Source organism: Enterococcus ureilyticus (assembly GCF_001730315.1).
GTDB lineage: Bacteria > Bacillota > Bacilli > Lactobacillales > Enterococcaceae > Enterococcus_L > Enterococcus_L ureilyticus.
This window is the reverse complement of sequence record NZ_MIKC01000001.1, coordinates 271380-286078: the sequence shown is the minus strand read 5'-3', so window position 1 is coordinate 286078 and position 14699 is coordinate 271380. Positions and strand designations below refer to the sequence as shown.

The following is a 14699-nucleotide window of genomic DNA, read 5'->3' as shown; positions in this document are numbered from 1 at the left end:
AATGTTTTTTTGTTATTTTATTACAAAAAAGTAAAAGCTGTAGCAACTTATAATTTTCAATGGAAACACTTAATGTTAAAATAAAGTGATTGAATTGAGTTTGGAGGATTATCAGATAAATGAAAAAGAAAATACTATTATTTGTTAGTTTAATTGGAATACTGACTTTATCCGGCTGTGCGAAGTGGATCGATCGAGGTGAATCGATCACAGCAGTTGGCTCATCAGCTCTTCAGCCGCTAGTGGAAACCGCGGCAGAAGAATTTCAAAATCAAAACCCAGGACGTTTTGTTAATGTTCAAGGTGGGGGAAGTGGAACAGGTTTAAGTCAAGTACAATCAGGGGCAGTAGACATTGGAAACTCTGACTTGTTTGCAGAAGAGAAAAAAGGGATCGATGCCACTAAACTGACAGATCATAAAGTTGCGGTAGTGGGGATCACGCCGATCGTCAATAAGAATATTGGATTGTCCGATATTTCGTTAGACAACCTGAGAAAGATTTTTCTAGGAGAAATTACCAATTGGAAAGAAATTGGTGGAAACGATATCCCGATTGTCCTGTTGAATCGTGCTGCTGGAAGTGGTACACGTGTGACTTTTGAACGCTGGGTATTAGATGGGAAAACGGCGATTCAAGCGCAAGAACAAGATTCAAGTGGAATGGTTCGCTCGATTGTTGCAGACACTCCAGGAGCAATCAGTTACACGGCTTTTTCCTATGTTAATGATGAGGTTAACACGCTAAGTATTGATGGGGTAAAACCGACTGATGAGAATGTTGTTACCAATAAATGGTTTATTTGGTCTTATGAACATATGTATACATTAGGAAAACCAAAACAATTAACTGATGAATTTTTGGCCTTTATGTTATCAGATGATGTGCAGGAAAAAATCATTGGTCAATTAGGCTATATTCCAGTTTCTAAGATGAAAGTAGAGCGGGATTGGCAAGGAAATCTTATTAAATAATCCGCCTTTACACAAAATTTACAAACTTAACATAAGATTTACATGTTATTAAACGCAAATTGATGTTTGAAAGTTAGACTGAATTTATTATGGAAAGTGTTGAACAAACGGGAGATTTATGTTTGGTTGGATAAAAGGTGAGTGAGGTAAAAAGCACCTCAATCATTTTTCCTATTTTCCAGTCGAAGCTGAACGAGCACGTTATGCTTTTAAAATAAGGAGGAATTTTCTTGGAAGATGTGCAGAAAACGTTATTAACAAAATCAAAGCGCGCTAGAATGGAACAGCGAGGGAAGTTTATTAGTTTTCTTTGCATCGCATTGATTGTTTTGGTTGTTTTATCGATTTTTTATTTTGTAGCTAGTAAAGGTTTAGCAACCTTTTTTACAAATAAAATCAAAGTTTCTGATTTCTTATTCGGTACTAATTGGAACCCAGGTGAAACTGGGACGGATGGGAAACCCATGGTAGGCGCTTTGCCGATGATAGCAGGTTCTTTTATTGTCACATTTTTATCTGCGATCATTGCAACACCCTTTGCAATTGGTGCAGCAGTATTTATGACAGAAATTTCACCGAAAAAAGGATCAAAAATTTTACAACCAGTTATTGAACTATTAGTTGGGATTCCATCCGTTGTTTATGGCTTTATTGGGCTGTCTGTAATCGTACCCTTTATTCGTTCAATTTTTGGCGGTACAGGTTTTGGGATTTTAGCTGGGACTTTTGTTTTGTTTGTTATGATTTTACCAACTGTTACAACGATGACGGTTGATGCACTAAAATCGGTTCCTCGGCATTATCGGGAAGCATCATTAGCCTTAGGTGCAACACGCTGGCAAACGATCTATAAAGTGGTCTTGCGTGCGGCGGTTCCAGGCTTATTGACAGCTGTTGTTTTCGGAATGGCACGTGCCTTTGGGGAGGCGTTAGCAATCCAAATGGTTATCGGAAATGCAGCAATTATGCCATCAAGTTTGACAACTCCAGCTTCAACTTTGACAAGTATTTTAACAATGGGCATTGGAAATACTATCATGGGAACAGTAGAAAATAATGTTCTTTGGTCACTTGCTTTGATCTTGTTGTTGATGTCCTTATTCTTTAATATCATTATTCGGATCATTGGTAAGAAAGGGGCCTTGAAATAATGAATGCAAAAAAAGCAGATAAAATTGCAACAGGTATTTTATATGCCATTTCAGGTGTGATTGTTTTAATTTTGGCAGCATTGCTACTTTATATTCTTGTCCGCGGTATTCCTCATATTTCTTGGGACTTTTTAACAAAACCTTCTAAAGCCTATCAAGCAGGTGGGGGGATCGGGATTCAATTATTCAATTCACTCTACTTACTATTGATTACGATGTTGATTAGCTTCCCTATTTCTTTAGGAGCTGGTATTTACCTTTCAGAGTATGCAAAGAAAAATTGGTTGACTGATGTGATCCGTACATCAATCGAAATTTTAAGTTCACTTCCTTCTGTTGTGGTTGGTTTGTTTGGTTTCTTGATTTTTGTAGTACAGATGGGTTATGGTTTTTCCATTATTTCAGGTGCTTTAGCACTGACATTTTTCAACTTACCTTTATTGACAAGAAACGTTGAAGAATCATTAAAAGCCGTTCATTACACACAGCGAGAAGCTGGGCTGTCATTGGGCTTATCCCGCTGGGAAACAGTCTTGAAAGTTGTTGTTCCAGAAGCCTTACCAGGAATATTAACGGGTGTGATCTTAAGTTCTGGGCGGATTTTTGGTGAAGCCGCCGCTTTGATTTACACTGCTGGCCAAAGTGCACCAGCCTTAGATTTCAGTAACTGGAACCCATTAAGCGTTTCAAGTCCGATTAGTATCTTCCGTCAAGCGGAAACGTTGGCTGTCCATATTTGGAAAATTAATACAGAGGGAACGATGCCAGATGGTGCAGCTGTTTCGGCAGGTGCTTCAGCTGTTCTGATTTTAGTCGTTTTACTATTTAACTTTGGTGCACGTTTTATCGGAAATAGATTATATAAAAGAATGACATCAGCCTAATGTTAGGGGAATCAGAATGAAAGAATACAATTTAAATGACACGAATATTATAAAATTGCCAGAGCCGATCGCTTTGCATACCGATGATTTACATGTCTGGTATGGAGATAACGAAGCAATCAAAGGTGTTGATCTAGAATTTGAAAAAAATAAGATCACCGCTTTAATTGGACCATCTGGCTGCGGTAAATCAACCTATTTACGTTCGCTTAATCGGATGAATGATGGGATCGCCAATACTAGAGTAACTGGTAAAATCATGTACAAAGAGGTGAATGTTAATACGAAAGAAGTAGATGTTTACGAAATGCGTAAACGGATCGGCATGGTATTTCAACGTCCCAATCCTTTTAGCAAATCAATCTATGAGAATATTACATTTGCTTTAAAACAGCATGGTGAAAAAGATAAGAAAAAGTTAGATGAAATTGTCGAAACGAGTTTAAAACAGGCGGCACTTTGGGATCAAGTCAAAGATAATTTAGACAAAAGTGCGTTAGCTTTATCTGGTGGGCAACAACAACGCTTATGTATTGCCAGAGCAATCGCCATGAAACCAGATATTTTACTTTTAGATGAACCAGCGAGTGCGCTAGACCCTATTTCGACTGGTAAAGTAGAGGAAACCTTAGTTAATTTGAAAGATGATTACACAATCATCATTGTGACACATAATATGCAACAAGCTGCTCGTATCAGTGATTACACAGCCTTTTTCTATCTAGGAAAAGTAATTGAATACGATGAAACAAGAAAAATCTTTACACGACCAAAAATTCAAGCGACAGAAGACTATGTTTCTGGACATTTTGGTTAGGAGGAGTACGATGACAAACGAAATTATCTCATCAAAAGATTTGCATTTATATTATGGAAAAAAAGAAGCACTTAAAGGGATTGATTTAAGCATCAATCAAGGAGAAATTACGGCAATGATCGGACCGTCTGGTTGTGGTAAGTCTACTTATTTACGTTCGTTGAACCGAATGAATGATTTAATTCCTGGGGTAACGATTACGGGAAGCGTTGTGTATAAAGGCAAAGATATCTACGGACCTAAGACAGATATTGTAGATTTACGAAAAGAAATCGGAATGGTCTTTCAACAACCGAATCCATTTCCTTTTTCTATCTATGAAAATGTGATTTATGGTTTGCGTTTAAAAGGTGAAAAGAATAAGCAAGTATTAGATGAAGCAGTCGAAAACAGTTTAAAAGCGGCATCAGTTTGGGATGACGTAAAAGATAAACTGCATAAAAGTGCTTTATCATTGTCAGGTGGGCAACAACAACGTGTGTGTATTGCTCGGGTTTTAGCAGTCGATCCTGAGATCATTTTACTGGACGAGCCGACAAGTGCCCTTGATCCGGTTTCAAGTGGTAAAATCGAAAACATGCTTTTAACATTGAAAGAGAAATATACGATGATCATGGTGACACACAACATGTCCCAAGCATCACGGATTTCTGATAAAACAGCGTTCTTTTTACAAGGGGAATTGATAGAATTTAATGATACAAAGAAAATATTTTTGAATCCTAAAGAAAAACAAACCGAAGACTATATTTCTGGAAAATTTGGTTAAACAATAAAGGAGGAAAACACATGTTGCGCAGCCAGTTTGAAGAAGAATTATTGAATTTGCATAATCAATTTTATGAGATGGGGATGATGGTAAGTAATGTTGTACATAAATCAGTCCGTGCTTATATTAACCATGATAAAAAAATTGCAAATGAAGTCATTGATTACGATGTACAAATCAATGATATGGAAGTCAAGCTTGAGAAGAAAAGTTTTGAAATGATTGCTTTACAACAACCCGTTACAACAGATTTAAGAATGATCATTACCGTGATGAAAGCTAGTTCAGATTTAGAGAGAATGGCAGATCATGCAGTTTCAATTGCAAAATCAACAATTCGTTTAAAAGGGGAAACAAGAATCCCAGAAATCGAAAAAGAAATTTCAGATATGTCAGACTATGTTAAAAAAATGGTTGATAACGTACTGATCGCTTATGTCAAAACAGATCAAAAAGATGCGCGGATGATCGCTAAAATGGATACTCGCGTAAATGAGTATTTTGATAGTATATATAGCCATTCCATCAAGGCGATGCAGGCGAATCCTGAGACGGTTGTCAGTGGAACAGATTATCTTCATGTAGCAACGTATTTAGAGCGCATTGGCGATTATGTCACAAATATCTGTGAATGGATCGTTTATCTAGCGACTGGAAAAATCACAGAGCTAAATAGCAATCACGACGAATAAATCAGTAAAACAATTTATTTGAGAGTAGATCAAAACAGTTTGTTTTGGTCTATTTTTTTGTTTTTAGTTCGTTTTTTTAATCTCATTAATGTAAAAAATAAATTTGAACATAATTTCAACAATATGTTTACATTTGTTCTTACCTCGTGTATTATACAAATATATTGGAAAGCGCTAACCATTATAATTAAAATTTTGGGGTGAGTTAATTTGGAAGAAACAAATGTTGTTGTTGGTAATGTGAAACGTCCATCCTTGATTGAACAGCGGAAACAATGGTTTAAGGAATTTATGAAACCGTTTTTGGTCGTTGTAGTCATCTACATCACGATGTATATGATTCGTAATAATTTTAAAGCCGCCCAGCCCTTATTAAAAAGTCAATTAGGTCTGACTACGACTGATCTTGGTTATATCGGATTTGTCTTTTCAATTGTTTATGGCTTTGGTAAATTTATAGTTGGGTATCTTGTAGACGGTAAAAATACGAAGAAAATTTTATCGATTTTGTTGTTACTCTCTTCGATCACTGTTTTATGTATGGGGATTTTGTTTACGATGAATAATGTCCCGATGGGCTGGATCGTTGTATTATGGTCACTGAATGGCTTGTTCCAATGTGTGGGCGGTCCTAGTTGTGCTTCAGTGATTACCCAGTGGACGACTAGAAGCAATCGTGGTCGGTATATTGGGTTATGGAATGCCTCTCACAATATTGGCGGAGGTTTTGCAGGGATTTTTGCTGTGTGGTGTGCAACGACTTTCTTCAAAGGACAAGTTGCCGGAATGTTTATTATTCCAGCAATTGTTGCGGCTATAGTTGCCATCATTACTTTTTTTATTGGGAAGAATCGACCAGAAGACCTTGGTTGGAATTCCAGTGAAGAAATCTTTGGTGAACCAGTAGAAGAAGCAAATATTGATGCTGAACACTTAACAAAGTGGGAGATCTTTAAAAAATATTTATTAACGAATCCTTATATTTGGGTATTATGCGTAGCGAATGTTTTTGTTTACATTGTGCGGATCGGTATCGATAATTGGGCTCCGTTATACGTAACAGAACATTTGAATTTTTCACAAGAAGCAGCGGCACAAACGATTTTTTACTTTGAGATGGGCGCATTGATAGGTTGTCTGGCTTGGGGCTATATCTCAGACTTATTAAAAGGGCGGCCAGCCTTAGTGGCTACAATCAGCACTATCTTATTACCAATCGGGATTATAGGGTACCAGCTTGGGACAACAGAATTTGTGATCAATGCCTCATTATTCATGTTGGGGATGATGGTCTTTGGTCCGCAACTATTGATCAATTTATCTATGCTAGGATTTGTTCCTAAAAAAGCGACAGTTGTCTCTGGTGGTTTATTAGGCGCTTTTGCTTATCTATTCGGGGACTCAATGGCAAAAATTCTTCTAGCAAAAATTTCTGATCCATCAAAAGAAGGCGTGAATTTCTTTGGTCACGTGTTACATGGTTGGAATGATACCTTTATCATTTTTTACATTTCAATCGTGATCATTGCTGTTCTTTTGGGAATCGTTGCTTTAGCAGAAGAAAGAAGAAGGAAAAAAGTAAAGGCATAAAGGTGGAATAAACAAATGAACAGACAAATTACAAACTTTAGAGATTTAGGTGGAATCAAGAACAAAGAAGGAAAAACAGTGAAGCAAAAAAAACTACTACGGTCGGGTCATCTAGTAAATTTAGACAAAGAAACCCAATCTGTTTTAGTTGAAACGTTTAATCTAACCAGAATCATTGATTTTAGGCGTGGCTTTGAAATCAGTGAGTCACCAGATACACCGATAGAAGAAGTGGAGTATATCAATTTAGATTTATTAGGAAAAATGAATGCCAAAAATTCAAGCTTAGCAGATTTTGCTAAATTAAAGTCAGTTGAAGCAGTCGATAAACATATGCTAGGTGTCTATGAAGATTTAATCTTGAATCCAGGGGCACAAGAAGGCTTTACTGAATTTATGGACTACATTTTAGCCAATAAAGACGGAGCGACAATTTTTCATTGTTTTGCTGGAAAAGACCGAACTGGCTATGCTTCAGCTTTGTTATTGTCACTATTAGACGTAGACAAAGAAGCAATCTATAAAGATTTCTTGATCACCAACACGGAAAGAAAATCCGCAAATGATAGCTTAGTACAACAATTCAGAGAACAAGGATTTAATGAAGAACAACTTGAATCCTTAGCAACAGCTCTTTATGTAAAAGAGGATTATCTGGATCATGCACTAAATTTAATTGAGAAAAATTTTGGTACTACCGAACAATATGCTGCGCAATGTTTGAACTTTGATCAACAAAAGCTAGCTGAGTTAAGAAGTATTTATTTGGCTAACTAAAAAAGTCAATTTGTCATCCTTGCTAGTTCTTGCTATAATGAGCGTAAATAATAAGGAACGGACAATGAGTATGGATAAAGAAAAACAACAGCTTAGTATTGAAGTGGCAAGACTCTATTATCAATCTTCGCTTAGTCAACAGGAAATTGCTGAAAAATTAAATGTTTCACGTCCAACAATTTCACGACTATTACAGTATGCAAAAGAAAAAGGGTATGTTCAAATCACGATTTTTGATCCTTTTTCTGATCTGTTTGAAATTGAAAAAAAGTTAAAAGAAAAATATGGCTTAGAAGAAGTCCATGTTGCTTTTTCACCTGATCCCAATTACAATTCAATTTCAGAATATTTGACATCATATGCTGCTGAATATCTTGAGGATACGATTAAAAGTGGAGATATTGTCGGTGTTAGCTGGGGCACAACGATGCATAAGACTGTTTCTAAGATGAGCCGTCTCGATGTTAAAGGTGTAGAAGTTGTTCAGTTAAAAGGTGGTATAGCGTACTTTGATGTGAATAATTATGCGTTTGAGACGATTACGCTGTTTGCTGAAATGTTAAATACAAAAGCTAGAACATTTCCTTTACCCGTTATTTTAGATAGTAAAAAAGCGAAGGACTTGGTTGTAGCTGATCGTCATATTAGTAAGGTTATCGAATTAGGAAGACAAGCAAATATAGCAGTTTTTACAGTTGGAACCGTACAAAGTGAGTCGTTGCATTTTCGCTTAGGTTATTTTACAGAATCAGAAGAAAAATCCCTTAAAGCGAATGCGGTAGGTGATATCTGTTCGAGATTCTTTAATGAAAAGGGACAAATCAGTGATGAGGAAATCAATGGTCGAACGATTGGTATTGAGCTTGAGGAACTGAAGACCAAAGAAAAAGCTATTTTGATTGCTGGAGGCGATCGTAAAATCAAAGCAATCCACGGTGCACTAGTTGGTGGTTATGCAAATGTTTTATTGATCGATAAGTTTACAGCAATGAAACTTTTAAATCACTAATTATATTGAAAAACAGGAGTAGAGAATATAGACTACTCTTTTATAACTATTTTATATGAACGAAATTTCAGTTTTTAAGAACGGAATTTCTGGAAGGAAGAGTGTTAATGAATATAAACAAAATGATCGATCACACATTATTAAAACCGGAAGCGGATGAGCAGGCCTTAATGCGCTTGATTGAAGAAGCAAAAAAATATGAATTTGCTTCTGTTTGCGTGAATCCTTACTGGGTAGCCAAAGCGAGTAAAGAGTTAGCTGGAACATCGGTAGAAGTTTGTACAGTTATTGGATTTCCTCTAGGAGCTAGTACAACGGCAACAAAAGCATTTGAAGCAGCAGATGCGATTAAAAATGGTGCAACAGAAGTTGATATGGTCATAAATGTTGGTGCGTTAAAATCGGGTGATGAGGAAACGGTTTTAAAAGATATTGAAGCAGTCGTCTTGGCGGCTAAAGGAAAAGCTCTAGTTAAAGTGATACTTGAAAACTGCATACTAACAGATAGAGAAATAGTAATAGCTTCAAAATTATCTGTTCAAGCTGGGGCCGACTTTGTTAAAACATCAACTGGCTTTTCAACAGGAGGAGCGACCATCAAAGATATCGCTTTGATGCGTAAAACAGTTGGTCCGAATATCGGTGTAAAAGCATCGGGTGGTGTTCGTAATGCAGAAGATGCTAAAGCGATGATCCATGCAGGGGCATCAAGAGTTGGTGCTAGTTCAAGTGTGGCAATCGTTGATGCGACAATCAACGATACGACAGGTGGATATTAAGTGTTAAACAATTGAGATTGTGAGGTACGAATGATGAGAATGGTTGATATTATTGAAAAAAAACGGAATGGTAATGAACTGAGTAAAGAAGAGATCGAGTTTTTTATCGCGGGTCTAACAAATGAAACAATCCCAGATTATCAAGTAAGTGCTTTTTTAATGGCTGTTTATTTCCAAGATATGTCAGATGAGGAAAGAGCAAATCTAACCTTAGCGATGGTCCATTCTGGTGATGTGATCGATTTATCGGCTATCGAAGGTATTAAAGTAGATAAACATTCAACAGGCGGTGTTGGGGATACAACAACATTAGTCTTAGCACCTCTTGTGGCCGCTCTTGATATTCCTTTTGCAAAAATGTCTGGTCGCGGTTTAGGTCACACAGGTGGTACAATCGACAAGCTAGAAGCCTTTGATGGGTTTCATGTAGAATTGACAGACGATCAATTTACTGAAATGGTCAACCGAGATAAAATTTCAGTAATCGGCCAATCAGGAAATCTAACTCCAGCAGATAAAAAACTTTACGCATTAAGAGACGTGACAGCAACGGTTAGTTCAATCCCATTGATTGCCAGTTCAATTATGAGTAAAAAAATTGCAGCGGGTGCAGATGCTATTGTTTTGGATGTTAAAACTGGTGCAGGTGCCTTTATGAAAACCGAAGAAGATGCAATCGAATTAGCATCAGCGATGGTTCGAATAGGTAACTTAGTTGGAAGAAATACAATGGCCATCATCTCTGATATGTCGCAACCGCTTGGTAATGCCATCGGAAACTCTTTAGAGGTAAAAGAAGCAATCGATACCTTGCATGGAAATGGGCCAGCCGATTTAACTGAATTAGTCTTGACTTTGGGGAGTCAAATGGTGGTCCTCGCTGGAAAAACAGATTCTCTAGAAGAAGCAAGGGAATTACTACAAGGTGTGATCAAAGATGGATCAGCTTTAGTGAAATTCAAACAGTTCATCAAAAACCAAGGAGGAGATCCTGACTGGATAGAGAATCCTACTTTATTACCGCAAGCCAGATTTGAAATAGAAGTTATCGCGGATTCAGACGGTTTTGTCACAGAAATTGTTGCTGATAATATTGGTGTCGCAGCAATGAAACTTGGGGCAGGACGTGAAACAAAAGAAGAGGATATCGACTTAGCAGTTGGGTTAATTTTAAGAAAAAAAGTCGGAGATCCAGTTAAAAAAGGTGACAGCTTAGTGACGATTTTTGCCAATCAAGAAGATGTTACAGCTGTACAAGAGATGATCAAAGACAATGTTCGCATTGGTTCAGATATACCTGAAAGTCAATTGATTTATCGTGAGATCCACAATTGACCTAAGGAGTTAAAAAAGTAAAAAGGGTATGTTTCATATATAAATAGCAGAGTGTGAGGCAAAACTAAAATACGTTTTGTTTCACACTCTCATTTTGGATCAGTGATGGGACAAAAGCGGCTGCTTTTTGATATAAAGATAGTGTTTCTTCTATTATAAGTACTTAAAATCAATGCTTAGTGAAAATAAATTAGTGCTTACCCTTGAGGACTACCGAAAATTCATTCTTAAGTCCTATGACAAATGATTAAAAAGAAGGCATAATAGGTACATAAGGAAAACACCCTCGGGTGAAAAATTTGCTAAGGAGGCAATTTCCATGAAAGAAAGAGAAAGAGTATTAGACTTAGTTAAAAAAGGTATCCTATCTTCAGAGGAAGCTTTAGTCTTATTAGAAAATATGGCGACAGAAAAAGATGAAAAACAAATCAAAAAAGCTGCCGACCAAGTAAATGTAACAAATCCAACTGTTGACACAAAAGAGAATGACAAAGTCGTAGATTTATTAAATAAGTTAGAGAACAAGGAAGAAGAAACAATCGAACCTGAGATTTCTGATGAAGAAATCAAAGCAAAAGAAGCTGAAGATCATGAGCGTTTAGAAAAAATTCTAGATGCGTTAGCAACGGAAGCGAACAGAGCTTCTGTAGAGCTAGATGAGATCAATGCTGAAATCGCTGGTGTTAAAGAAGAAATCAAAGAAGCACAAGAAAAATTAATGGAATTAAATACTAAAGAAGAATTAAGTGAATTAACACCTGAAGATTTAGATGAAAGAGCGTCATTGGAGGCTGAAATCAAAGCGTTAGAAGATTCTTTAGATGAAAGAATCCAAGAAAAAATTGCTCTAGAAGCTGAATTGAAAAATATTCGTAAAGAGCAATGGTCTGAAACGAAAGATCGTGTTGCTTCAAAATTTGATATTCCAGATGATTGGAAAGAGCAAGCGACAGACACGATCAATCAAGTCGGTGAAAAAATGAGTGAAGCAGGTTCTCAATTAGGATCATTCCTTAAAAAGACATTCAATTCATTTTCTGAGACAATGAATGATAACATGGAATGGAAAGATGTTAGTTTCAAAGTTCCTGGTGTTGCTACAACAAAATTTGAACATGAATTTAATTATCCAGCACCTTTAGCAAGCTTGATCGATGTCAAAGTAGCAAATGGAAACATTGTATTCAAGACGTGGGATCAACCAGATGTTAAAGTTGAAGGGAAAATCAAACTTTATGGTAAAATGGACGCTGAAACACCACTGGAAGCTTTCTTAGAAAGAAGCCAAATCGATGTGGATGACGAAGTGATTTCATTCCAAATTCCCAATAAACGTGTTCGTGCAGATCTAATCTTCTACTTACCAGAACGAACATTTGACCATGTTTCAATCAAATTGTTGAACGGCAATGTGACAATTGAATCACTGCAAGCAAAAGATGTTTATACTAAATCAACGAATGGTTCAATCACATTCAACAAAATCGATGCAACGATGCTTGAAATCGAAGGAGTGAATGGAGATATCAAAGTCTTAGATGGTGAGATCCTAGACAATATCATTGAAACAGTAAATGGCACCGTAACGATTGCTGCAACACCACAAACAATAGGGGTTTCATTGATCAATGGTGATGTCCGCATTACAGCCAAAGAAAAGACTTTACGTAAAGTAGAAGCAAGTTCTGTAAATGGCAATGTGAAAATTGCATTACCAATAGAATTAGGTGTTGAAGGAACAGTCAAAACAAGTTTAGGCAGCATCAATAGTCGTTTAAGTGACTACGATGTGATTCGTGAAAAGAAAGAAAGAACCAATCAATTACTACAATTTAGACGATTGAATGACGACGATATGGCGCAAATCAACGCTTCTACAACAACAGGAAACATTTATTTAAAAGACACAGATAAATAAATGTGTAGAACTTGATTGCTTGAAAAGAGTCAATTCTTTAAAAATAGTCAAGAGGATGAACATTAAAAACGTTCATGCCTCGTGACTATCAATAACAAGAAAAATAATAAAAAAAGGATGATTATTCATCCATTCTATTGTAAAATTTAAGAGATGAGAGGTGAAAAAAATGAGAAAACGATTGACAAAATCTCCCAATAATGTGGTATTTACCGGAACCCTAGCGGGAATTGCAGAATGGTTAGGCATCGATCCTACGATTGTCCGCGTGATGTACGTAGTGGCTAGCTTTATCTTTATCGGCAGTCCAATTGTTCTATACATTGTTTTAGCCGTATTGATTCCTTCTGGCAGAAATAGAGGGAATAACAACTATGGACATCAAAATCCGTACAACCGAAACACGCATAATCCAAACCCTTATGCAAATGGACAAAAACAAAGAAAACAAGCTGAAAAAGTAAATGACGATGACTGGAGTGACTTCTAATGACGTACTTTCAACGTTTGATTGTTAATACGTTGACATTTGTCTCACTTTCAGTGATTTTTCCAAATATGATTTATGTAAGAAGTATCTGGATGGCGATCATTGCAGCATTTGTTCTTTCTATACTGAATATGTTAGTAAAACCTGTGTTGACGATTTTATCACTTCCATTTACTTTGCTTACATTTGGCTTATTTAGCTTTATTGTAAATGCTGCGATTTTAAAGATGACCTCTGCTTTCGTTGGGGAACTAAATTTTGGTTTTTCCAGCTTCGGGGCGGCGATTCTAATGGCAGTGATCATGTCGTTGGTCAATACAATCGTCAGTGAGCGTAATTTAGATAAATATAATGAATAAGGATCAAACCCCAACGTGCTCGCTTGGGTTTGATCCTTATTTTTCTGCGTACGGTACAGTCAAATCAATCAGTAAAGCTTCTTTATGATGATTGATATAACTGTAGAGGATATTGATAAAATCGACTTGTTCTTTTGAAAATTGCTGGATGTTTTTCGGTTCCGTCTTAGGCAGCATTTTATTTGCTAATTCATCAAATGTGTATTTCGCGACAGTTTGTTTCGTAAACGTTCGGCTATTGATAACAAGACCTTGATAAATTAGATAAAACTTCATTTTTGAGTGGGTAGTCATTTGTAATAATTGCCAACTGGCTTGATTAGCGAGGACTAGTTTTTTGTTTTGCGCAAAAAAGCGAGTGAGAAGTTGCCAGTCTTCTCGTAATTTTAAGGCTTTTTCAAATGAATGATTTTCTGCGGCTAAAATCATTTTTGCTTCTAACCGTTTTTGCGGTAATTGATTATCAAAGGTAAAGGCACCTAGTAACTCTGTTTTAATCGTTGTATGTGTTAAAGGGAATGTATGATGTTTAGCAAAGGATTGATGCCAGTAATCACTTGGATTTAATTCGTATAAGCTTTCCAATATTTGCTTTAATTCCACAAGCTTTCTATTTGTTGAAAAAGGACCAAAACAGTTTTTTTGCGTGGGGACAGAAAGAATATTGATTGAGATTTCGTCGTTGTCAGTATTGATCTGAATGTAGTTGTATTTTTCAAAAGAATTCATTTGTCGATTATAAATGGGACGGAACTGTTGGATCAGGCGACATTCTAAAAGTAAGGCATCGAGCTCAGTCTCTACCTCAATCACGTCAAATTCAGCTAGCTGTTGGATTAGTCGCAACGTTTTGCTAGAATGCTGCTTATTTTTGACAAAGTAACTGAGGACTCGTTCCCGTAGCTTTTTAGCTTTACCAACATAAATAACATCTCCATGCCGATCTTTCATTAAGTAGACACCAGGATTCAGTGATAAATTTTTAGCTTGTTCTTTCAAAGGATTTTGCATAAAGACACATCCAGTAAGTTGTTTTTTGACTATTCATAGTGATACAACTAAGTATACAAATTAATTAATGATAGTCAATCAAGAGCGTTTAACACATTTTATTGGATCTGAATAGGGCGAAAAATAAGGACAAGGGCCCCCATA

General features: G+C 36.5%; 15 protein-coding genes. 14 read left to right on the top strand and 1 reads right to left on the bottom strand.

Translation table 11 applies throughout. The features are described 5' to 3' along the window. The first annotated feature begins 119 nt into the window (after positions 1-119). The 14 genes from BCR24_RS01300 (at position 120) to BCR24_RS01235 (ending at position 13544) form a co-directional block, all read left to right on the top strand. Positions 120-974 carry a phosphate ABC transporter substrate-binding protein PstS gene (locus tag BCR24_RS01300; protein WP_069638747.1) on the top strand — a complete coding sequence of 285 codons (855 nt, stop codon included), beginning with the start codon at positions 120-122 and terminating at the stop codon, positions 972-974. A gap of 230 nt (positions 975-1204) precedes the next feature. After that, the gene (gene pstC, locus BCR24_RS01295) at positions 1205-2125 is read left to right on the top strand and encodes a phosphate ABC transporter permease subunit PstC (protein ID WP_069638746.1); all 921 of its coding nucleotides are present in this window, start codon (positions 1205-1207) and stop codon (positions 2123-2125) included. After that, a complete protein-coding gene (pstA, locus tag BCR24_RS01290) occupies positions 2125-3009 on the top strand; it encodes a phosphate ABC transporter permease PstA (RefSeq protein WP_069638745.1) in 885 nt (294 codons plus the stop codon). Before pstC ends, pstA begins: the two co-directional genes overlap by 1 nt. Positions 3010-3025: 16 nt before the next feature. Next, positions 3026-3826 carry a phosphate ABC transporter ATP-binding protein PstB gene (gene pstB / locus BCR24_RS01285; protein ID WP_069638744.1) on the top strand — a complete coding sequence of 267 codons (801 nt, stop codon included), beginning with the start codon at positions 3026-3028 and terminating at the stop codon, positions 3824-3826. 10 nt (positions 3827-3836) lie between these two features. Further along, positions 3837-4595: a phosphate ABC transporter ATP-binding protein PstB gene (gene pstB / locus BCR24_RS01280; RefSeq protein ID WP_069638743.1), complete on the top strand. Its 759-nt coding sequence runs from the start codon at positions 3837-3839 to the stop codon at positions 4593-4595. A 20-nt stretch (positions 4596-4615) separates the two neighbouring features. Beyond that, complete coding sequence (phoU, locus tag BCR24_RS01275; RefSeq protein WP_069638742.1) at positions 4616-5287, top strand: phosphate signaling complex protein PhoU; 672 nt, start codon at positions 4616-4618, stop codon at positions 5285-5287. Between the two features lie 210 nt (positions 5288-5497). Next, on the top strand, positions 5498-6877 hold the full coding sequence (gene uhpT / locus BCR24_RS01270; protein WP_069638741.1) for a hexose-6-phosphate:phosphate antiporter: 1380 nt from the start codon (positions 5498-5500) through the stop codon (positions 6875-6877). Positions 6878-6892: 15 nt separating this feature from the next. Then, positions 6893-7654 (top strand): tyrosine-protein phosphatase, encoded by a 762-nt coding sequence (locus tag BCR24_RS01265; RefSeq protein ID WP_069638740.1) that lies wholly within the window; start codon positions 6893-6895, stop codon positions 7652-7654. 70 nt (positions 7655-7724) lie between these two features. Further along, entirely contained in the window at positions 7725-8663 is a 939-nt protein-coding gene (locus tag BCR24_RS01260; protein ID WP_069638833.1) for a DNA-binding transcriptional repressor DeoR, read from the top strand. Positions 8664-8770: 107 nt separating this feature from the next. After that, positions 8771-9442, top strand: coding sequence for a deoxyribose-phosphate aldolase (gene deoC / locus BCR24_RS01255; RefSeq protein WP_069638739.1), 672 nt, complete (start codon positions 8771-8773; stop codon positions 9440-9442). Between the two features lie 33 nt (positions 9443-9475). Next, positions 9476-10777 (top strand): pyrimidine-nucleoside phosphorylase, encoded by a 1302-nt coding sequence (locus tag BCR24_RS01250; protein ID WP_069638738.1) that lies wholly within the window; start codon positions 9476-9478, stop codon positions 10775-10777. Between the two features lie 319 nt (positions 10778-11096). Continuing rightward, entirely contained in the window at positions 11097-12695 is a 1599-nt protein-coding gene (liaX, locus tag BCR24_RS01245) for a daptomycin-sensing surface protein LiaX (RefSeq protein WP_069638737.1), read from the top strand. 169 nt (positions 12696-12864) lie between these two features. Beyond that, positions 12865-13185, top strand: coding sequence for a PspC domain-containing protein (locus tag BCR24_RS01240; RefSeq protein WP_069638736.1), 321 nt, complete (start codon positions 12865-12867; stop codon positions 13183-13185). Next, on the top strand, positions 13185-13544 hold the full coding sequence (locus BCR24_RS01235; protein WP_069638735.1) for a phage holin family protein: 360 nt from the start codon (positions 13185-13187) through the stop codon (positions 13542-13544). The genes BCR24_RS01240 and BCR24_RS01235 overlap by 1 nt, the downstream gene beginning before the upstream one ends. A 36-nt stretch (positions 13545-13580) precedes the next feature. Here BCR24_RS01235 and BCR24_RS01230 read toward each other — a convergent pair whose 3' ends face one another. Next, a complete protein-coding gene (locus BCR24_RS01230; RefSeq protein ID WP_069638734.1) occupies positions 13581-14555 on the bottom strand; it encodes a GIY-YIG nuclease family protein in 975 nt (324 codons plus the stop codon). Positions 14556-14699: the final 144 nt, after the last annotated feature.

Coding starts and splice junctions, on each gene's coding strand:
- BCR24_RS01300 (WP_069638747.1), top strand. CDS start 120: ATGAAAAAGAAAATACTATTATTTGTTAGTTTAATTGGAATACTGACT.
- pstA (WP_069638745.1), top strand. CDS start 2,125: ATGAATGCAAAAAAAGCAGATAAAATTGCAACAGGTATTTTATATGCC.
- pstB (WP_069638744.1), top strand. CDS start 3,026: ATGAAAGAATACAATTTAAATGACACGAATATTATAAAATTGCCAGAG.
- pstB (WP_069638743.1), top strand. CDS start 3,837: ATGACAAACGAAATTATCTCATCAAAAGATTTGCATTTATATTATGGA.
- phoU (WP_069638742.1), top strand. CDS start 4,616: ATGTTGCGCAGCCAGTTTGAAGAAGAATTATTGAATTTGCATAATCAA.
- BCR24_RS01265 (WP_069638740.1), top strand. CDS start 6,893: ATGAACAGACAAATTACAAACTTTAGAGATTTAGGTGGAATCAAGAAC.
- BCR24_RS01260 (WP_069638833.1), top strand. CDS start 7,725: ATGGATAAAGAAAAACAACAGCTTAGTATTGAAGTGGCAAGACTCTAT.
- deoC (WP_069638739.1), top strand. CDS start 8,771: ATGAATATAAACAAAATGATCGATCACACATTATTAAAACCGGAAGCG.
- BCR24_RS01250 (WP_069638738.1), top strand. CDS start 9,476: ATGAGAATGGTTGATATTATTGAAAAAAAACGGAATGGTAATGAACTG.
- liaX (WP_069638737.1), top strand. CDS start 11,097: ATGAAAGAAAGAGAAAGAGTATTAGACTTAGTTAAAAAAGGTATCCTA.
- BCR24_RS01240 (WP_069638736.1), top strand. CDS start 12,865: ATGAGAAAACGATTGACAAAATCTCCCAATAATGTGGTATTTACCGGA.
- BCR24_RS01235 (WP_069638735.1), top strand. CDS start 13,185: ATGACGTACTTTCAACGTTTGATTGTTAATACGTTGACATTTGTCTCA.
- BCR24_RS01230 (WP_069638734.1), bottom strand. CDS start 14,555: ATGCAAAATCCTTTGAAAGAACAAGCTAAAAATTTATCACTGAATCCT.